Annotated in this window: 15 protein-coding genes; 6 read left to right on the top strand and 9 right to left on the bottom strand. The window is 41.1% G+C overall.

Going from position 1 to position 20,215, the window contains the following annotated elements:
- Positions 1-42 precede the first annotated feature (42 nt).
- Positions 43-2,661, bottom strand: a complete 2,619-nt coding sequence (acnD, locus tag FTU77_RS08710; RefSeq protein ID WP_180055557.1) for a Fe/S-dependent 2-methylisocitrate dehydratase AcnD — start codon at positions 2,659-2,661, stop codon at positions 43-45.
- 590 nt (positions 2,662-3,251) lie between these two features.
- Between acnD and FTU77_RS08715 the strand changes: the two genes are divergently transcribed.
- From FTU77_RS08715 to FTU77_RS08725, 3 genes are all read left to right on the top strand, one after another.
- Positions 3,252-5,351: a multicopper oxidase family protein gene (locus FTU77_RS08715; RefSeq protein ID WP_180055558.1), complete on the top strand. Its 2,100-nt coding sequence runs from the start codon at positions 3,252-3,254 to the stop codon at positions 5,349-5,351.
- Positions 5,352-5,468: 117 nt separating this feature from the next.
- Positions 5,469-6,194, top strand: coding sequence for a folate-binding protein YgfZ (locus tag FTU77_RS08720; protein ID WP_111884809.1), 726 nt, complete (start codon positions 5,469-5,471; stop codon positions 6,192-6,194).
- Positions 6,195-6,293: 99 nt separating this feature from the next.
- Entirely contained in the window at positions 6,294-7,544 is a 1,251-nt protein-coding gene (locus tag FTU77_RS08725) for a YgcG family protein (protein ID WP_180055559.1), read from the top strand.
- Positions 7,545-7,628: 84 nt separating this feature from the next.
- Here the strand turns inward: FTU77_RS08725 and FTU77_RS08730 are convergent, their stop codons facing one another.
- A complete protein-coding gene (locus FTU77_RS08730; RefSeq protein ID WP_180055560.1) occupies positions 7,629-8,810 on the bottom strand; it encodes a sorbosone dehydrogenase family protein in 1,182 nt (393 codons plus the stop codon).
- A gap of 207 nt (positions 8,811-9,017) precedes the next feature.
- Positions 9,018-9,263, bottom strand: coding sequence for a hypothetical protein (locus tag FTU77_RS08735; protein WP_180055561.1), 246 nt, complete (start codon positions 9,261-9,263; stop codon positions 9,018-9,020).
- A gap of 249 nt (positions 9,264-9,512) precedes the next feature.
- Here FTU77_RS08735 and FTU77_RS08740 point away from each other — a divergent pair, with 249 nt between their 5' ends.
- Positions 9,513-10,319 (top strand): tetratricopeptide repeat protein, encoded by an 807-nt coding sequence (locus FTU77_RS08740; protein WP_078191142.1) that lies wholly within the window; start codon positions 9,513-9,515, stop codon positions 10,317-10,319.
- A 72-nt stretch (positions 10,320-10,391) separates the two neighbouring features.
- Here the strand turns inward: FTU77_RS08740 and FTU77_RS08745 are convergent, their stop codons facing one another.
- From FTU77_RS08745 to FTU77_RS08760, 4 genes are all read right to left on the bottom strand, one after another.
- Positions 10,392-11,321, bottom strand: a complete 930-nt coding sequence (locus FTU77_RS08745) for an AEC family transporter (RefSeq protein WP_180055562.1) — start codon at positions 11,319-11,321, stop codon at positions 10,392-10,394.
- Positions 11,322-11,402: 81 nt separating this feature from the next.
- The gene (locus FTU77_RS08750) at positions 11,403-12,518 is read right to left on the bottom strand and encodes an NADH:flavin oxidoreductase/NADH oxidase (RefSeq protein WP_180055563.1); all 1,116 of its coding nucleotides are present in this window, start codon (positions 12,516-12,518) and stop codon (positions 11,403-11,405) included.
- Positions 12,519-12,530: 12 nt separating this feature from the next.
- Positions 12,531-14,699 (bottom strand): TonB-dependent receptor, encoded by a 2,169-nt coding sequence (locus FTU77_RS08755; protein WP_180055564.1) that lies wholly within the window; start codon positions 14,697-14,699, stop codon positions 12,531-12,533.
- An 18-nt stretch (positions 14,700-14,717) separates the two neighbouring features.
- On the bottom strand, positions 14,718-15,980 hold the full coding sequence (locus FTU77_RS08760) for a carbohydrate porin (RefSeq protein ID WP_180055565.1): 1,263 nt from the start codon (positions 15,978-15,980) through the stop codon (positions 14,718-14,720).
- Positions 15,981-16,369: 389 nt separating this feature from the next.
- Here FTU77_RS08760 and mutM point away from each other — a divergent pair, with 389 nt between their 5' ends.
- Together mutM and FTU77_RS08770 are read left to right on the top strand one after the other, a co-directional pair.
- Complete coding sequence (gene mutM, locus FTU77_RS08765; protein WP_180055566.1) at positions 16,370-17,224, top strand: bifunctional DNA-formamidopyrimidine glycosylase/DNA-(apurinic or apyrimidinic site) lyase; 855 nt, start codon at positions 16,370-16,372, stop codon at positions 17,222-17,224.
- Positions 17,221-17,505, top strand: a complete 285-nt coding sequence (locus FTU77_RS08770; RefSeq protein ID WP_086198859.1) for a peptidylprolyl isomerase — start codon at positions 17,221-17,223, stop codon at positions 17,503-17,505. Before mutM ends, FTU77_RS08770 begins: the two co-directional genes overlap by 4 nt.
- A 113-nt stretch (positions 17,506-17,618) precedes the next feature.
- Here FTU77_RS08770 and mscL read toward each other — a convergent pair whose 3' ends face one another.
- Together mscL and typA are read right to left on the bottom strand one after the other, a co-directional pair.
- Positions 17,619-18,050: a large conductance mechanosensitive channel protein MscL gene (mscL, locus tag FTU77_RS08775; RefSeq protein ID WP_078192339.1), complete on the bottom strand. Its 432-nt coding sequence runs from the start codon at positions 18,048-18,050 to the stop codon at positions 17,619-17,621.
- A 290-nt stretch (positions 18,051-18,340) separates the two neighbouring features.
- Positions 18,341-20,176: a translational GTPase TypA gene (typA, locus tag FTU77_RS08780; RefSeq protein WP_180055567.1), complete on the bottom strand. Its 1,836-nt coding sequence runs from the start codon at positions 20,174-20,176 to the stop codon at positions 18,341-18,343.
- Positions 20,177-20,215 lie beyond the last annotated feature (39 nt).

The raw sequence follows: 20,215 nt of genomic DNA on the forward strand, positions 1-20,215 counted from the left end.
CTTTATTGAATTATTTCAAGTATTAAAAGGACTTATTTTAAATTACGCCACATTTCCTTCCAAGAAATCCTGTGCAAAGCGCTGCAATACACCACCCGCTTCATACACATGCACTTCTTCTTCAGTGTCTAAACGGCAAGTCACAGGCACTTTAATAATTTCATTTTTGCCGTCTGCCGTCGAACGCTCAACCACCAAAGTCAGGTCAGAACGCGGCGCGATATTGCCAATCACGCTATACAGCTCAGTACCATCCAGCTTCAAAGTTTTACGGTCTGTACCCGTTTTAAACTCAAGCGGCAGCACGCCCATACCTACTAAGTTAGTACGGTGAATACGCTCAAAACCTTCTGCCACGATCACTTCTACACCTGCAAGGCGCACACCTTTAGCAGCCCAGTCACGGCTCGAACCTTGACCGTAGTCCTTACCTGCAATGATGATCAGCGGCTGCTTACGATTCATATAAGTTTCGATCGCTTCCCACATACGCATCACTTCGCCTTCTGGCTCTACGCGCGCTTTTGAACCTTGCTTGATCGTACCGTCAGAACGAACCACCATTTCATTAAACAATTTCGGGTTAGCAAATGTTGCACGTTGTGCAGTCAAATGGTCGCCACGGTGGGTTGCGTATGAGTTAAAGTCTTCTTCAGGCACGCCCATTTTATGCAGATATTCACCCGCAGCCGAATCCATCATGATCGCATTTGAAGGCGATAAATGATCTGTGGTGATGTTGTCAGGTAAGATCGCAAGCGGACGCATATTTGCAAGTGTACGCGGTGCAGCCAAAGCCCCTTCCCAATACGGCGGACGGCGGATATAAGTACTTTGCGGACGCCAGTCGTATAACGGGCTTGCCGCTTTTTCACGCTCACCCAAGTCAAACATTGGGATATACACTTTCTTAAACTGTTCAGGCTTCACCGCTTCTTTTACCAACGCATCAATTTCTTCATCAGACGGCCAAATGTCTTTCAGGTAAATTGGATTGCCATCTTTGTCATTACCCAATGAATCGGTTTCGATATCAAAACGAATTGTCCCTGCAATGGCATACGCCACAACGAGTGGAGGCGAAGCCAAGAACGCTTGTTTTGCATAAGGATGGATACGGCCGTCAAAGTTACGGTTACCTGAAAGTACCGCAGTTGCGTACAAATCACGATCAATAATTTCTTGTTGAATTTTTGGATCTAAAGCACCTGACATACCATTACACGTGGTACATGCATATGCCACAATACCAAAACCCAGCTTTTCTAAATCACCGAGTACACCTGCTTCTTCTAGGTATAAAGCCGCAGCTTTAGAACCCGGTGCAAATGATGATTTCACCCAAGGTTTACGCACTAAACCCAATTCATTTGCTTTACGTGCCAACAAACCTGCCGCAACGGTATTACGGGGGTTAGAGGTATTGGTACAAGAGGTAATGGCCGCGATGATCACAGCGCCATCTGGCATTAAACCTTCTGCTTCTTGCGCACGCGCTGCTTCTAAGTTGCCTGCAATACCTTTGGCTTTTAGGTCAGCCGTCGATACACGTGCATGCGGGTTCGATGGCCCTGCAATGTTACGGGTTACTTTCGACAAATCAAAACGCAGTACACGCGGGTATTCCGCAGCGGTCATATCAGACGCCCAAAGACCGATTTCTTTGGCATAGCCTTCAACCAATTTCACTTGATCCGCTTCACGGCCTGTCAAAGTCAGGTAATCAATGGTGTTTTGGTCGATGTAGAACATCGCTGCCGTTGCGCCATATTCAGGGGTCATGTTCGAGATCGTTGCACGGTCACCCACTGACATGCTGTCAGCACCTTCACCGAAAAATTCTAGGTATGCACCGACTACACGTTCTTTACGCAAGAATTCAGTAAGTGCTAACACGATGTCAGTTGCGGTAATGCCCGCTTGACGCTGACCAACAAGTTCTACACCAATGATGTCTGGCAGACGCATCCAAGATGCACGGCCGAGCATGACATTTTCAGCTTCTAGACCGCCGACACCGACAGAAATCACACCCAATGCATCAGTATGCGGCGTATGTGAGTCTGTGCCCACGCAAGTGTCTGGGAATGCTAGACCATCACGGTTTTGAATCACCGGAGACATTTTCTCCAAGTTGATTTGGTGCATGATACCGTTGCCCGCAGGGATCACATCGACATTTTCAAAGGCTGTTTTAGTCCATTCAATGAAATGGAAGCGGTCTTCATTACGGCGGTCTTCAATCGCACGGTTTTTCTCAAAAGCGTCTGGGTCAAAACCGCCAAACTCTACAGCAAGAGAATGGTCAACGATGAGCTGCGTTGGAACAACAGGATTAACTTTTGACGGGTCGCCACCTTGGTCTGCAATCGCATCACGCAAGCCTGCAAGGTCAACCAATGCGGTTTGACCGAGGATGTCATGGCACACCACACGTGCAGGGTACCAAGGGAAATCGTGGTCTTGTTTGCGGTTAATCAGCTCTTTTAAAGATTGTTCTAAGATTGCAGGGTCGCATTTACGAACCAACTGCTCTGCAAGGACTTTAGATGTATATGGGAGTTTTGCGTATGCGCCTGGCTGAATATCTTCTACGGCTTGGCGTACATCGAAGTATTCTAGCTGGGTGCCTTGCAGCGGTTTACGGTAGTTGTTGTTCATAGCGTTCCTGCCCTCGGTCTTTCATTTTTTTGCGTTGTCTTTTTCATAGACAATTCATCTTTGTTCGATAGGCATACTACACTGCCGAAAACCCATTTCCCAAATCTCATATATTTCATAGAGTTAAATATAAAAACAGGGGTTTTTGAAATATTTAGTTACACTAACTTTGGAATATTCGCTCTAAATGTGAATTTTTTTGAAAAATAGCTGCAAATCTGCCTCATTCTTTAGTCTAAGGAAAATTGCACTGCATAATAATTAATCTAAATATCAACCAAATTGATTAAAAATCAGTCTTATCAATTTTAGTATTTAATAATCAAGGCATTAAATTACTTCATTAGCTCATTGCTCCTTAAAGCCACAATGTGAATCAAAGCACGGTTTTATTATTTATTTTATCTTAATTCTCAATTTATCCCTATTTGCAGGGATAGCGTCGAATCACCCCACTCTCAGATAATAAAAGCACGACACACAAGGACAGTAACTCGCTGTATTCGCCAAAATAATCACAATATTTACAAAACTTTAGCTAAAAAATCAGCAACTACTGTTCTACCGTCATTATGCTTTGGGGAAAGATCATGACAAAATTTAAAACCATCATTGGGGCTGGCTGCCTCTTAAGCTGTCTCAGCTTCATTGCCTGTGGCGACAACGACCAATCGACAACAGATTCGACGATTCAAGAAGAGGAAGTAGACTCACCGACTGTCGTCTCGAATCCACCACGTTTGAAAGCCAATGCACAAGGTGAGCATGAACTGCTGATTGCCTATAAACGCCAAGCCTTATACGACCCTGAAACGGGTGAAAATGACCTATTACAGGTCAGAGGCTATCTGACTAAACCTGAACTCTGGAACTCGAAAAATAGCGATGGCAGTGTTTCTGATGTACTGGTTGGCCCACAAATTCGTGCGAAACAAGGTGACAATTTAAAAATTCATCTGGTCAATCATCTCCCTGTTGAATCGACGGAGACCTGTCCAAGTCCAGTGACCAATATTAACCAAGGGAACTGTTTTAACACCACAAATTTACATACACATGGTCTCTGGGTTAGCCCGCAAGGAAATAGTGACAACGTATTTTTGAGCTTAAAACCTCAGCAAGATTTTCATTACGAATTTAAGATCGAACCGAATCATCCTGCGGGAACATTTTGGTATCACTCGCATGTGCATGGTTCAACCGCGATTCAGGTCTCAAGCGGCATGGCTGGCCCTTTGATTATTGAGGGAGAGCGAAAACCAGTCATTCGTAATGGACAAATTCAGCAGACTGGAGATTTAGACATCTTATGGAAAAATCAAAAAACCCAGCAGTATGACCATGAAAAAATCATGCTGTTCCAGCAAATTCAATACAATGAAGATTGCGACAGCAAATTAAGCCAAGTAAATGGTACACCCTGTATCTATAGCTTAGAAGATTATTCAAAACTCGATATACCGACCTCATGGGCAGATGAAAATCGTTTCACCAGTATCAATGGCAAAATGTTTGGTGAAATTAAGGTGGATCAGAACCAATACCACCGCTGGCGTATGATTCATGGCGGTATCCGTGACACCATTGGTTTGACCATCAAAGAACTGCCTGATTCTGCGCTCTTTACCGCAGAGCAAACCCTTAGCGAATGTCAAAAATATCAAAGTAAGTCAATGTCTTCACAGTTTAAAACGCTGAAAACATTACCGTTATATACCCTTGCACAAGACGGCTTGACCATGGGGAAAATCCAAAAGCAAGGGATTGAAATTTTTCAACCGGGTTATCGCTTTGATGCCATGCTCGCCTTCCCGACCACCAATAAATACTGTGTATACGATGCCAAGCTCAATCTGGAAGATGAAATTAATGCGCCTGAATCAAGTCCATTACTTCGTCGCGCACCAGAAGAAAAACTCAATACACAGCTCCTCGGTTGGGTCAATGTGCAAGCAACTCAACTACCGCAGCAAACGCCGTTTAACTTCTTAAAAATTCAGGCCACCCAACTAAAACTGGCACCAGAAGTGATTGCACAGCTCGAACAGGGTGATTTATCAGCCTTTATCTCTCATGCGAGTTTAATGACTGCTGAAGTCGATGAAATGCTCAAAACGATGGCGAAGCAAATCACCAACTTTGACATTCTGTTCAATGCAGATGGCAGCTTTAAATTTGGTATTCGTCATGCCGAAGAAGGTACCTTGATCAGCTTTGGCGATGCCTACCACGATGAAGACCATACCCACCATAGCTATGTCCGCAAGCTTCCAATCGGGCAAACCCAAGAGTGGGAGTTGAGCAGTAATGTTGCAAGTCATCCCTTCCATATTCATGTCAATCCATTCCAAGTCGTGAAAATATTGAATGAAAATGGTGTCGATGTCAGTGCCATCGGCAGCTCAGATAAAGATGGTGCAGGAAATATTGACTCGCAATATCATGGAATGAAAGGCGTTTGGAAAGATACGCTCTTCGTCAAACAGGGCTATAAAATCTTTGTGCGCAGCAAGTACGAAAAATTTGAAGGCGACTTCGTGCTGCACTGCCATATTTTAGACCATGAAGATCAAGGCATGATGGAAACCGTGCGTATTTGTGGCGACCAATATGATTGTAATAGTGAACCGCCTTCACATCATTCCACTATAGATATGACTGCAAGCGATATGCCGACACACAGTCACTAAGACCGATCTATGCTGTACAAAAGCCCATATCAATATGGGCTTTTTGTTTGCCTAACACTGCGGCTTGCTGCAAAATAACATGATTAATGATATCTAAAATTTATACTGAGGCTGGTCATGACAACGTCTATGGCATTCACATCTTTTTCTCTCAACGGTGTCGATGCACAAAAATTTCTACAAGGGCAAGTGACTTTGCATGTTGAACGCCTTGAAGAAAATGCAACACGTTATACTGCAATCTGCGACCTCAAAGGCCGTATTCACTTTGGTTTATGGCTCACCAAACACAGTGCTGAAAGTTTTTCTATTGTCACTACAGCAGATCAAGCCGAAGAATTTGCCAAACATATTAAAAAATTTGGTGCATTTTCTAAGATGAAACTTGAAGAAACTGGTACAGTTTTTCCAAGTTTAGTGGCTGATGAAACGACATTTACTTCGGAACCGACGGATGTTGCAGCATGGGAAGTTCAAGCCATTCAAGCGGGTCAGGCCTATATTGACCAAGCCATTGAACATGTGTTCCAACCGCAAGAGTTACGTCTACATCAGCGTGAAGGCGTCCACTATGACAAAGGCTGTTATTTGGGTCAGGAAGTGATTGCACGCTTATGGTTTAAAGCCAAACCGAAAGCTTGGCTGCATGCGATTTCAGGTACAGGCGCTACTCCTGCACAAGGCGAACAGCTGAATAAAGGCGTACAAGTGGTCAATAGCGCGGCTGTAGAAAATGGTTATGTAGCTTTAGTTGTGGCACGCCCAGAAGCTTTAGAAGAGTTAGATGTGACAGTTTTAGCCTTGCCTGATGCATTGAATGGTGATGTGGCACGTCCTGCTTAAGCATCTTAATTTTGAAAATAAGAGCCAAATTACAAAAGTTGTTTGGCTCTTATTCTGATTACTATTTAAAATTACAACAAAATATAAAGATTTATAAAAATGCTCATCCCTTTCCCATTTCGCTTTTTCTTATTGAATTTCCTCATTCTCTTCAGTTGTTTTATATCGCCAAATATTTATGCCGAGATAAATTCAGCGGTATTGGAAGAGCTAAAAAATAGCAATGTGGTCGATCAAACCAACTCGCTTTCCCGCGATGAAATTGTCCAGTTAAAAAAGCAAAACGAGCAGCTTTATCAGCAAAAGCATATCGACTTTAAAATTTTGATGATTCCCTCGACCAATGGAAAACCTATTGATCAATATGCACTTGAGATATTCAATAAACTTAAAATTGGCAATGAAAAGCTCGATAACGGCTTACTACTTTTGGTTGCAAAAGATGATCGTAAAATGCGGTTCGAGGTAGGTTATGGTTTAGAGGGAGATTTCACTGATCTAGAAGCTGGGCGCATAATTCGACACACACTCGCTCCAAATTTCCAAAATAATGACTATTTTAATGGCTTTAAAGAAACACAAAAAAAGTTACTAGATAAATCAATTACTCTTGGTAAACCTAAAAACGAAGATCAAAAAATAGATCACATTCTAAAAACAATAGCTGGAATATTTCTATCATTCTTATTGTGTATCCCACTCTATTGGTGTTACACAAAAGTGATTATTAAATTTGGTACTAATGGTGCCTTAGGTGCTTTTATTGGACTCCTTATCTTTGAAATTTTTATTCATCTTTTGATTTTTGGTTATTTAAATTTTGGAAAAATTGCATTTTTACTTTGCGCATCTATTCCTCTTTATGCCCCTTTTATGTTGACTATATTTCTTCCCTTCAATGAACCATACAGATTACTTAAAACTATTTTATACAGCTTACCACTTCAGATTTTTGCTTTATTTGGCTTCGGCATTTTTTACTTCATCGAATTCTATCCTCAAATATCATTCATTATATTAACATCCATAACCAATTGTTTTATTTTACTTTTATTAAGATATGCAGTGTTTTTATATCGATTCAGAGCAGGGACTGAAAATACCTATCTCACCGCTTTTTATAATCAATATTTACAAGAAAAAGCACGTCAAAAAATGTTGGATGAACAATATGAGCGTTTAAATCCTTTCAATAAAACGAGCGAATCAAGTCAGTCTTCTTCCTCTAGTTACAGCTCTTCATCGTCAAGCAGCAGTTCTTCATCAGGAAGCAGCTCAAGTAGTTCTTCCTCATCTTCCTCACGAGATTCAGGAGGCAGCTCAGGCGGCGGCGCATCGGGTTCATGGTAATACCTAAAACGACGTGACGATTAAAGATTAATTTTTTAAAATCCAATCACTCAAAGCCAAAGCCTAAAAATTTTGGCTTTTTAATCACTCATTTTTTTCCCTCACAAAATAAACCACCCCACCCCGATCATCCGAAAAATAAAAGGAATTTGCATCAATTCGGTAAATATCAGCAGGTCGCCCATACACCTTTTTACCGACTAAAAAACCATCCATAAAGGTTTCAAGTTTTTGTCCTTTACGCATAATTGCAATTTGATAGCCATGGCCAATCGCTTCGTCGGTAGAGCCATGCAAGGCCACTAAAAATGCATTTTTAATGGTGGCATCTGTGTCTGGATGATCAAAATAATCAAAACCCAGTGCTGAGGAATGCGAAGGGAAATAAGCATAGGGCGATGGAACATTTTTACAGCCTGATGCACGTTTAAATTTAGCATCCGCCAAGACTTTGCCCAGCCATGAATAACATGCGGGCCAGCCATAATCGGCATCCCGCTTTAACGCATAAAAAGTTTCATCAGGCTTTTTACTTCCCAAATGATCAGAACCTTGATTGGTCGCAAATAGAAATTTTCCGATCCATTTTAGCCCAACAGCATTACGCAAACCTGTCGCATAAATCCGTTGCTCTAAACCATCAGGATTCATCTCAATGACGGAGGCTCGTACTTTTTCTTTTTCAACACAGGCGTTACAACTCGAACCAACCGACACATAAACTTTTCCATTTCCACCGATAGCAATCGTCCGCGTCAGATGCCAACCACCGTATTTATAACTCAAACCATAATCTGGAAATGTCGCTAAAACTTCAGCCTTACTCGAAGGCTGAGTTTCTCCTCTACTAAATTTTTGCCGTGTCAGTTGGTGCGTTTCTGCCAAATAAAGCCAATCCTGTCCTTGAGCATCGGTATAAAACTGAACTGAATTTGGATTTCTCAAACCGGTCAGATAAGGAATGATTTTGCCAAATTTACCTGTGTCAGCATTCCAATCATCCAATATATAGACAGTACCTTTTTTATTATCTGTTAGATCATACATATCCGAGACAAATATTCTCCGATCAGGTGCTTGCGCAAAAAAACGAACACGTTTGAGACCTTCGGCAGCAGGAATAATTTCATACTGCGCAGGCAAATTTAATGAAAACTGCTTGCCATTTTTTAAATGGATTGGATGCGGAACAAGCTTGGGTTGTTGAGCCCAACTGGTCATTGAACAGACGAAACCAAGGATCAAGATGGCGCTTATTTTTATCATATTTAAATACATCTCAATGAATCATGTATATCTGTATTCATCATAGATGCCTTGTATCTATTTTATTCAATTTATATTTTTAGAAAATATTATACTTTTGAAAATTAAGGTTTTTTAAATCACATACGCTGGTGCAGTACACAACAAACAAAAATAAGGAGGAACTTTATTCCCCCTCACGTTTTCGTTTTTAAATCATGATTTTAATCAAAATCCATGAAATAACTTATTCATATCTTTGCATACATATTCTTTAAAATGATAGGTGCGCGCATGTTTAGCATCAAATTTAGCTTCCAAATCGCCTTTTTTGAAAATATAAACACGATCCTCTTTACTGACTAAAAACTCTGCACCCAGTTTCATCAAAAGCGCATCAATTTTATCTTCATCTGCAATCGATTCATCTGCATTAATTTTATCGTAATTGCGTTTAATGCCTTTAATAAACATCGCGCTGCCTCAGAGAAAATAACAATGCGCGATTAAATCAGAGTCCTGCTTTTTTGCAAAGGCTTTTGATGCAATAAAGTCATGGCTTTTAAAGCGCTAAGGGCAATCAACATTATTTTATAAAAACGCTTTAAATCACAATTCCTCACTTTACATTTACGTAAATCTACCTATGATGTAAAAACCGACAAAAATAACCACCAAAACACATAAACGGAATTATGTGCATGATTTACAAAAGGTTTTAAGATGAAAAAAATCCTACTTGCAAGCATTTTGGCAATGAGCACTCAATTCGCTTTTGCTGAAACTAAAACAGATGCCGTCGATCCTGAATTTGCTAAAGTGGAAGCCATGGTCAAGGCCAAAGATATGAATGGCGCCTACCAAACACTGAGCAAGCTTGCAGCAAAAGGTAATGCTCAGGCCATTTATAATTTGGGCTATCTTACTCAAACAGGTCAAGGCGTAGCGAAGGATGAGAAAAAAGCCATCCAACTCTATGAACAGGCTGCAGCCAAAGGCTACCCTGTTGCTAACTATGTTTTAGGTAAAAATTATGCAACGGGCACACTGGGCTTAAAACAAGACACCAATAAGGCCAAACAATATTTAGAACGCGCATCTTCGGCAGGTTTTGACGATGCCTCCATCGACTATGCCATTTTACTTTTTGCAGAAAATAAACCTGAGTCAGATAAATTGGCACTCAGCAAACTTGATCCGCTGATTAAAAAAGGCAACTACCCTGCGATTCATGCCAAAGCACTTTATGACATCAGTGCGGGCTTTAAAGCTAAAAATGAAAAGCCTATTCAGCAAGGTCTAAATAGCATTCAAGAGTTAGCAAAAAAAGGCTATGTCCCTGCATTGATGGCGGTGGGCAATATGTTTGTAAATGGCAATATCATCCCGCAAAATTTGCCTGAAGCTAAAAAAATATTCAGTGCATTAGCCAAAGAAAATATTCCACAAGCCAAAGAATCTTTGGCAACCGTGGATAAAATGATTGCTGAACAAGCCAAAGCACCTAAAGCCAATGCGAAAAAGAGTTAATTGAGCATTAAAAAAAGCCCTGCACATGCAGGGCTTTTTCATGGGTTTAAGCAAATCTTGAGCTGATCAAAATCACGCCCACCACAGACTGATTAATACACCTGTTACGACAAAGCCCAAGATAGTACTCATCAACAAAGGCGTTAAGGTCTTTTCATTTAAGCCATAAACTTGTCCAAGCATGGCAAAAATCGTCGGCATCGGTAATGCGGCAATAATCGTCCCTGCATATAACATCTCTTGGCTGACATCGGTCAAATAACGTAAGCCTAAATAAGTCAGTAAAGGCATCACCAAGTTGCTTGAAATCACCAAATAGAAGCTCTGAGCATTCACATACTTTAAGCTCATACCGACAATCCCACCACCAATTGCAAACAGCGCCAATGGTGAAGCCGTTTGACCTAACATCGCCAGTACATCATTGATTTGATGAGGCAAACGGATTTGGAAAATTGCAAAACCAATCCCTAGCATTACCCCTGCAAAGAGTGGATTTTTTAACAGGGTCAATAAGGTATTTTTGATGATGTCGCCAATATTGGCTTTTTGCTGTGAACTTCCTAATTGCGCAAGGACCAGCACCGTTGGAATCAGCAGCACACTTTCAATGATGACGATTAATGAGGTATAGGTCATCGCATTTTGACCGACCAATAAGCTTAGGACTGCAGTGCCAATTAAACCTGTATTTGACATACCAGCGCCTAATGAAAGTACCGCTGTTTGCGACATATTATTTTTAAAATGTGTCGACAATAGCCAATAGGCCATGCCATACAATAAAAATGTGACTCCGGTATAAACAAAGAAATAGCCGGGATACCAAATTTGATGCAAATCTTTAGAAGCTAATGACTGAAAAAACAAAGCAGGCAGTGCAATCTTAATCACAAATGCGCCAATGGTTCCAACTTGTTCTTTACTCAATAAACTGCATTTTACCGACAGATATCCCAAGGCCAAAAGAAAAAAGATTGGACCAATCACCTCAAAGACCATACGAAATATCCTGTGTAATAGACTCTTCCATCCACACCCTCAACCTGAGAGTGTAGATCGGACCGCTATAAATTTTGAAAATTAGAAAGCCGTAAATTGACTTCTTTGTGCATGCGGCTGACAGCGTAAGTACTGCGGAGAAATTTTTAGGTTTTCACCGAGTTCAGCAGCGGCATGCCATGGCCAACGCGGGTCATATTGAATTGCACGAGCAAGACCAATCGCATCTGCCATGCCATATTGTAAAATGCCTTCGGCTTGCATTGCTTCGGTAATTAAACCCACAGCAATTACGGGAACCTGAACGGCTTGCTTTATGGCTTCAGCAAAAGGCACTTGATAACTGGCTTGTAATTGAATTTTTTGCGCAACATCTAAGCCGCCACTAGAGACATGAATATAGGCTGTGCCTAGTTGTGCAAGCGCTTTTGACAAGCCAACAGCCGAGTCTAGATCCCAACTCGGTGCTTCAGTATATTCCATCCAGTCGGTTGCGGAAATACGTACCCCAATTGGATAATCTTCAGGAACGGCATTTTTCATGGCTTGGAACACTTCAAGCGTCAGCCGAATGCGATTTTCCAGACTGCCACCATATTCATCGCTACGTTGATTCGACAATGGTGACATAAATTGATGCAGCAAATAACCATGTGCAGCATGTAGCTCAATTAAGTCAAAGCCCGCATCTACTGCACGTTTTGTTGAATCGGCAAAGTCTTGAATGATCTGCTGGATTTCATCTCGGCTTAAAGCATGGGGGGCATGATCTGTGGCATTAAAGGGCAAATCACTTGCTGAAACAGTTTGCCATCCTTGAGGATGATCTGGGGGTAATTGTCCATGTCCTGCCCATGGTTTATCTGTCGATGCCTTACGACCCGCATGTGCCAGTTGGATAGCAAATGGCATAGGTGAAAGTGATTTCACCTTGGCCAATAGTGCCTTCATCTGTGCGCGTTGCATATCATTCCAAAGACCGAGGTCTGCATAGCTAATGCGTCCCTCTGCCTGTACAGCCGTTGCCTCGACGATACAAAGTCCGGCACCTGACAAGGCATAATTCGCCCATTGTTGTTCATGCCAATAGCTTAACTCCCCTTGCTCATTGGCAGAATATTGACACATGGGTGCAATCACGATTCGATTACTCAGCCCCAATGTTCCAAACTGAATTGGTTGAAATAACAACGCCACATTACTCTCCTTTTAGAAGGCTTTGGTCACACTTAATCCTGCACTCCAATTCAAACCATCAGCAGGCTCATAATAACGATAGACGCCTTGTGATCCTGATGTATTGACGATAACTGAACCCACATAGTCTTCATCAAAAAGATTATCTATTCGTGCATAGCTACGTACTTTCCAATCATTGTTTTTCCACAAATAGCCAACATTAACAGACGTCACGCTATAGCTTGGAGCTGTTTCAGAATTAGCATCATTGGCATAAATCTTGTCCATATAACGCACTTCAACACCCGCATTAAAACCAGCTTCAGGTTGCCATCCTAGCGCAGCATAAGCTTGGTTCTTTGCAATACCTGGGATGTAATTACCCTTTTCAATTGCTATACCATCAGAATTTGAATAGGGAGAATCAAATTTTGCATCAATATAGCTATAACTCGCTTGTGCAGTTAAATCGTTCCAAAGCTTATGTTGCCAAGAAAACTCAATACCTTTTCTCAATGTTTGATCGGCATTTTTATAAACTGTGCGACCTGCATCACTCAGGTATGAAACAATATCATCATGCGTTTTTATATAAAAACCTGCCAAAGTGAATAAACCATAATCATTTTGCGCCTTAAAGCCTAACTCATAGTTATCACTTGAAGATGGATCTAAATCATTATTTATTCCGCCGATGATTTGACTCGGTTCAACTGGATCTAAACGGTAGGCACTTTCTGTAAAGGTCGGTGTTTCAAAACCTTTCGCAAAACTGATATAACTCGTCAAATCATGAGTAATTTCCCAAGATAATGCCGCTGATGGTAAAAATTTATCATACTTATTTTTACCACTATCATCACCATTAGCTAAATAGCGATCTTTAGATTCATAACGAACATTGCTATAACGCAAGCCAGTGTCTAATCGAACTGTAGGTAAAAATTGCCACGAAGCTTGTAAATAAGGATCTATATTCCAAAGGGTATTATTTTCTTCTCGGCGTAAATTTCCCTTATGACCAAAATCATAATCTGTTGCAGAAGTATTAACAGAAGTTCTTTTGAAATTTTCATAACCACGTCGTTCTTCATCCATTTGATCAACAGCCAAGCCTAAGCTAAGACGTGTATTTGGCAATAAATCCTTACCTGTCCAACGGAAATTTGCTCCATAATAATCCCTATCAAAATCAATCACCCCACCTGCATGCTCGGGATTTCTTTGCACAGTATTTGGAATACCTTGATACTGAGTGACTTCACGATGTCCTACATAACCCATTACATAAATTTCATGACGATCATTGATTGGTTTAGTCCAAGTTAAACCTGTTTGTGTTTGTTGAATCTCTTTACGTACATCATATTTCAAAACATTTGCTTGAACTTGCTTAGGATTTTCTTTCCATTCTTGTTGACTCAACCCTTGTGGATCATCGGCATTAATATCCACATGATTCACAATCCAATTAACCTTGGAACCATCATCCAGATCCCAAGTCAGTTTTGCATTGCTGAGTACCTTATTTGCAGCACTATGATCACGGTAACCATCAGTTTCAAAATAAGAAGAACTGACAACATAGCTAGGCTCATTGGCCCGTTCTGAGCCACCTTGCAGCACAATATCAGCACGACTTTTATGATGACTGCCGCCCGAATAGCCGAGTTCGATAGAGTCTTTTCCAGTACCTTGCTTGGTTGTTGTTAAGATTGCCCCACCCGAAGAATTACCGTATAAAGAGGAAAATGGCCCGCCCAATACCTCGATATGATTTAAGCTACTCATATCGATATTTGACGTCTGTCCCTGACCATCCGGCATGGTCGCAGGGATTCCATCAACATATAAACGGATACCACGCACACCAAATGTTGAACGAGCGCCAAAGCCTCGCATAGACAGTTGCAAGTCTTGTGCATAGTTTTCACGGTTATTCAGTTGTAGTCCGGGCACACCTTTTAAGGTTTCAGACAGATTCACACCCGTATTGTTATTATTTTCAGCTTGCTGTACCCGGTATACCGATGCCGGTGTTTTTAACCATGTGGTATTGGTTCGTGGTGCTTCAATGGTAATCTCAGGAAGTAAAACAGGTTCCGTAGAACCTGTTTCTGCATACAACTGTTGACTAATACATGCCGTCAGGCAAAGTAAATGTGTCTTAAATGATGTGACGTTAAATTTACTTTGCATAGAGCACCTATTTTGACATTAGAATATTACCTTAGAGCTTAAACCAATTAGGAAAGCATCATCAACCCGATTTGTTGAGCCTGGGTTAATCACATATTGTAAACTTGGGCGAATCATCAACCATTTCGTAGGGTTATGGCTATAGTTCAACTCGACATTATATTCTGCGCTTGCATCAAATTTCTCAGCAGAAAGTCGATCATTGACATGCACACGGTTCACGCCCAAGCCAACCATATCGTTTGGTAAACGATCGGCCAATCCAATATATTTCAAACCCAGCTGCTGTGAGTTATCAACTTTTGTGGTGACACGATCATGCCAAGTAAAATTAGCAAAGCTATGCAAGCCACGTTTGCCTTCACCTGTAGACGTTAACTGTTGCTCAATCGCTACCCAACCACCAAAGGTACGATCTTCAGCTTCACCCGAAATAATGTCTTTTTGATTTTTTACATTATCTGCAGTGTTGTACATCGCACCAAAGCGGTAGCTGCCCGGTAAGCCATTGACCAATGATTTTGGTGTCCAAACCAATTCTACGGGAATGGTTACGCCATCAGCATGATCTGTATCTAGACTCCAACCTTGACCTTCTGCTTTGGCATTACCATTGTCAGGGTTAAATTCATAAACACCGACTTGTGCCGCAAGTTCTGGTGTCGCTTGGTATTTCACACGTCCACCCCATTGTGAAACTGGGGTATTCATCCACATAGAACCTTGCCATTTACCCATTTGTGCAGCACAAAAGGCATTGCTGGCAAAATCACACGCCATCACGTTAAAGTCCATACCTAGACCTAAACGGCCTGCTTTAATGCTTAAGCCTTGCTGTTTAAATTGCTTTTCAATAGACAGTTCAGATAAGCGAGTTTTCTGATTACCACGGCCAAAATTGGCTTGTGCATTTGCCAATTGAGGAACATCCCCTTGCAAATCACGAACTGAGGTACTTTGACCTTGACGAGCAGTCATTACAGCACGCACAGTCACGCCATCCCAACCTGCGAGTTTTTCCATATCAAGCTGTGTACCTAACCACAATTGGCTGGCTACCGTTGCTGAATGTCCCGGATTACGACCGCCATCGGCAAGATAGGCAGCATCAGCAGCAATATTGGCCTCAAACTTCACACCTTGTTGTGCAAGTTCGGTACGTTTACCATCCCAATCCCCGAGCATGTACTGACCTTTAGTGTCGAATGCTTCTGCGGCGTGAACATGTGTCATGGCTGCTGCAACAAATGCAGGTAGAAAAGCTAGACTGTATTTTTTCATGGTAAAACCTAAATCTGGAGAGAGTCTCTAGACAAGCCACATGGCTTAAAATCTAATGTCACAAAAATTACATAATTTTTCACGTTCTATCTCAGCATTATTTTTATCATTCACAAAACTTTAATTTATCAATAAGTGATTTTAAATAAATCTATTGTTATGAAATATTTTTAGTTATTATTTTTCAATATTTTATAATTTTAATAATTCAAACTATCTACTTCCAATCTATTATTCCAACTCATTATTGTGACTTATTGGTTTACTATTCTCACAATTAATAATCAATAGCCTGTTCAAACATCCCCTCAGACCGCGATGAAACTTGCATTCTGTTGGGCTAGACCCAATAGTATGCATAACTTGAATGACCCATTGCTTCGACCTTTATGCCTGAATTACCAGAAGTAGAAACCACTAAAACCAGTTTATTGCCATTATTGAATGAAAAGGTTCTCAAAGTTGAGGTTTTTCAGTCGAGCCTGCGTTGGCCTATTCCTGACGACATTCAAAAACTCGTCGGACAAAAGCTGCTTCAGCTCAGCCGTCGATCAAAATATATTTTGGCTGAATTTGAACAGGACAGCATGCTATGGCATTTGGGCATGTCTGGCAGTTTTCGGATTTGTGAAGGTCATGAAGCATTACGAAAGCATGATCATCTGGTGATTCATTTTGAAGATATGCAATTATGCTATCATGATCCGCGCCGTTTTGGCTGTATTTTATGGTTAGATGCATCATCTCAAAGCAAACTGATTGACACGCTTGGCCCTGAACCGCTGAGTGATGCGTTTAATGCTGAATACTTATTCCAAAAATTTAAAAATAAACAGACCGGTATCAAAGTGTCGATCATGGACAATCATATTGTGGTTGGTGTCGGCAATATCTATGCAACGGAAAGCTTATTTAACTTAGGCATACACCCTGCGCAGCCTGCATCAAGTTTGAGTTTTGAACAAGTTGAAAAAATGGTCATCGAAATCAAACGCATTTTAAAACAGGCAATTGATTTAGGCGGTTCGACGTTACGTGATTACAGCAATGCGATGGGCGAAAATGGTTATTTCCAACAAACTCTGCTCGCCTACGGACGTGCCGGTGAAATGTGCATCAACTGTGAAACCATCTTGCAAAATATCAAACTAGGGCAACGTGCATCGGTGTTTTGCCCAGAGTGTCAGCCTTTAAAAAAGGTTAAAATGCTGAGTAAGAAAACCGTGAAAGGAAATAACGCATGAAGTCTGCGATTGTTCGCCACATATTAGTTAAAGATAAAGAACTATGTGAGCAACTGAAAAAGAAAATCAAAGGCGGTGCGGACTTTGCCAAAATTGCAAAGCAGCATTCGACATGCCCTTCGGGTAAAAAAGGCGGTGAGCTTGGCGACATTAAAAAAGGCCAACTGGTTGGTCCAATTGATAAGGCAGTTTTTACTTTGCCCGAACGTGAACTGCATGGCCCGATCAAAAGCCAGTTTGGCTGGCATTTGTTAGAAATTAAGTTTCGGATGGATTTTTAATCTCCTAAATCCCCCCTTTGAAAAGAAGGAATTCTCCTCCCTTTTTAAAATGGAGGTCGGAAGGGATTCAATAAAAAACGGCACTTCAAAGTGCCATTTTAAATGCTAAAGGATTAACCTTTACGTTTTAATTCATCACGAATTTCACGAAGTAATTCGATATCTTCTGGAGTCGCCTCTGGAGCTGGCTCTTCAACTTTTTGACGGCGCAATTTGTTCATCAATTTCACTAACCAGAATACGACCCATGCCAAAAGCAAGAAGTTGATTAAGATAGTTAAGAAGTTACCGTAAGCCAACACATTAAGGCCTGCATCCTGTGCTGCTTTGAGCGTGGTGAGGTTATTTGGATTATCGCCCAATACTAAGAACCAATTTGAATAATCAACGTCACCACCAAGGATCCAAGAAATAAAAGGCATGATAATGTCTTTTACCATGGAATCGATGATTTTACCGAAAGCACCACCAATGATGACACCTACAGCCAAGTCCATCACGTTGCCTTTTACGGCAAATTCTCTAAATTCTTGAATAATACTCATGTGATCTCCAGAAATTTTTTCAGCTTTAATTTTGTGACGAAGTATACATTATATCTGTATAACTATTTCCACCTAATTTACTTGGTTTATATTAGATTCTAAATACCATGTATAAAAATTCACACAAAACATTTTTGATTTTGGTAATACATTCTATTAAAAAGGATTTATCAAAATTATGCATGTCGAATTAAATGAATAAAGTCATTCAATTTTTGCATTTTTATTCAAAACGCCCATGCATAAAAAAACCGCTAACCTAAGTCAGCGGTTTTTTTGAAACTGTAAAATTAAACGTTACGGTTACGTTTACGTTCGTTTTCAGTCAACCAGCGTTTACGGATACGGATTGACTTAGGCGTTACTTCAACTAATTCGTCGTCTTCAATAAATTCAAGCGCTTGTTCAAGCGTAAATTCAATGTGCGGAACAAGAGTCAACGCATCATCAGTACCAGAAGCACGTACGTTAGTTAGCTGTTTCGCTTTAGTTGGGTTAACAGTCATGTCGTCTGAACGTGAGTTAATACCAACGATCATGCCTTCATAAACTTCTAACTGAGGTTTAGCGAATAGACGGCCACGGTCTTGTAAGCTGAATAGTGCATAGCCCAAGCAAGTACCTTGAACCATAGAAATCAACACACCATTTTGACGTTTCGCAACAGTACCTTGTTTCATAGGACCGTAGTGCGAGAAGCTTGAAGTCATGATACCTGTACCTGAAGTCATAGTTAAGAATTCAGAACGGAAACCAATCAAACCACGTGAAGGAACTGTTGCTTCAATACGGATACGGCCTTTACCGTCAACTTCCATATTGGTCATTTCACCTTTACGGTGACCCATTTGTTCCATTACAGCGCCTTGGTGCTGCTCTTCAACGTCAAACGTTACGTTTTCGTATGGCTCTTGTTTTTCACCATCAATTTCTTTGATGATTACTTGTGGACGTGATACGCCCATTTCAAAGCCTTCACGACGCATGTTTTCAATAAGAACTGAAAGGTGAAGCTCACCACGACCAGATACTTTGAAACGGTCAGGACTGTCAGTATCTTCAACACGTAATGCTACGTTGTGAATCAATTCGCGATCTAGACGTTCACGGATATTACGTGAAGTTACGAATTTACCTTCTTTACCAGCAAACGGTGAGTTGTTTACTTGGAAAGTCATCGATACTGTAGGTTCGTCTACAGAAAGTGCAGGTAAAGCTTCAACTGCTTTTGGATCACAGATTGTGTCAGAGATATGAAGTTCATCAATACCCGTTACACAAACGATGTCACCAGCAGAAGCTGATTCAACATCGATACGCTCTAATCCATGGTAACCCATGATTTTTAAGATACGACCGTTACGTGTTTTACCGTCTTTGTCGATTACAGTTACAGGAGTGTTTAATTTCACTGAACCACGTTGGATACGACCAACACCGATAACACCTACGAAGCTGTTATAGTCAAGTGAAGACACTTGCATTTGGAATGGACCATCAACGTCAACTGCTGGTGGCTCAACGATGTCTACAATTGTTTCAAACAATGGAGTCATGTCTTCAGCAAGTTCTTCTGGAGAAGGACCCGCTACACCGCGAAGACCAGAAGCATAAACAACTGGGAAGTCTAGCTGTTCGTCAGTACCACCAAGGTTGTCAAACAAGTCAAATACTTGGTCAATTACCCAGTCAGGACGCGCGTTTGGCTTGTCTACTTTGTTGATAATTACGATTGGTTTCAAACCACGTGCGAACGCTTTTTGCGTTACGAAACGAGTTTGTGGCATTGGACCTTCTTGAGAGTCAACAAGAAGAAGTACGCAGTCAACCATCGACATTACACGTTCAACTTCACCACCGAAGTCGGCGTGTCCCGGGGTGTCCACGATGTTAATACGGTATTCAGTGTCAGTACGTTTGTCTAACCATTTGATTGCAGTGTTTTTTGCAAGAATGGTAATACCACGTTCAGACTCAATCGCGCCTGAATCCATTACACGTTCGATCTCGCCTGCACGATCACCAAGAGCACCTGATTGCTGTAAAAGTTTGTCTACAAGAGTAGTTTTACCATGGTCGACGTGCGCGATGATGGCAATGTTACGGAGAGTTTTAATATCTGACATGTGAATTCGATACGCCTAAAGTTTGAGGGCAAATTATAC

Source organism: Acinetobacter sp. YH12142, assembly GCF_013418435.1.
Taxonomy (GTDB): Bacteria; Pseudomonadota; Gammaproteobacteria; order Pseudomonadales; family Moraxellaceae; genus Acinetobacter; species Acinetobacter amyesii.

Coding starts and splice junctions, on each gene's coding strand:
- acnD (WP_180055557.1), bottom strand. CDS start 2,661: ATGAACAACAACTACCGTAAACCGCTGCAAGGCACCCAGCTAGAATAC.
- FTU77_RS08715 (WP_180055558.1), top strand. CDS start 3,252: ATGACAAAATTTAAAACCATCATTGGGGCTGGCTGCCTCTTAAGCTGT.
- FTU77_RS08720 (WP_111884809.1), top strand. CDS start 5,469: ATGACAACGTCTATGGCATTCACATCTTTTTCTCTCAACGGTGTCGAT.
- FTU77_RS08725 (WP_180055559.1), top strand. CDS start 6,294: ATGCTCATCCCTTTCCCATTTCGCTTTTTCTTATTGAATTTCCTCATT.
- FTU77_RS08730 (WP_180055560.1), bottom strand. CDS start 8,810: ATGATAAAAATAAGCGCCATCTTGATCCTTGGTTTCGTCTGTTCAATG.
- FTU77_RS08735 (WP_180055561.1), bottom strand. CDS start 9,263: ATGTTTATTAAAGGCATTAAACGCAATTACGATAAAATTAATGCAGAT.
- FTU77_RS08740 (WP_078191142.1), top strand. CDS start 9,513: ATGAAAAAAATCCTACTTGCAAGCATTTTGGCAATGAGCACTCAATTC.
- FTU77_RS08745 (WP_180055562.1), bottom strand. CDS start 11,321: ATGGTCTTTGAGGTGATTGGTCCAATCTTTTTTCTTTTGGCCTTGGGA.
- FTU77_RS08755 (WP_180055564.1), bottom strand. CDS start 14,699: ATGCAAAGTAAATTTAACGTCACATCATTTAAGACACATTTACTTTGC.
- FTU77_RS08760 (WP_180055565.1), bottom strand. CDS start 15,980: ATGAAAAAATACAGTCTAGCTTTTCTACCTGCATTTGTTGCAGCAGCC.
- mutM (WP_180055566.1), top strand. CDS start 16,370: ATGCCTGAATTACCAGAAGTAGAAACCACTAAAACCAGTTTATTGCCA.
- FTU77_RS08770 (WP_086198859.1), top strand. CDS start 17,221: ATGAAGTCTGCGATTGTTCGCCACATATTAGTTAAAGATAAAGAACTA.
- mscL (WP_078192339.1), bottom strand. CDS start 18,050: ATGAGTATTATTCAAGAATTTAGAGAATTTGCCGTAAAAGGCAACGTG.
- typA (WP_180055567.1), bottom strand. CDS start 20,176: ATGTCAGATATTAAAACTCTCCGTAACATTGCCATCATCGCGCACGTC.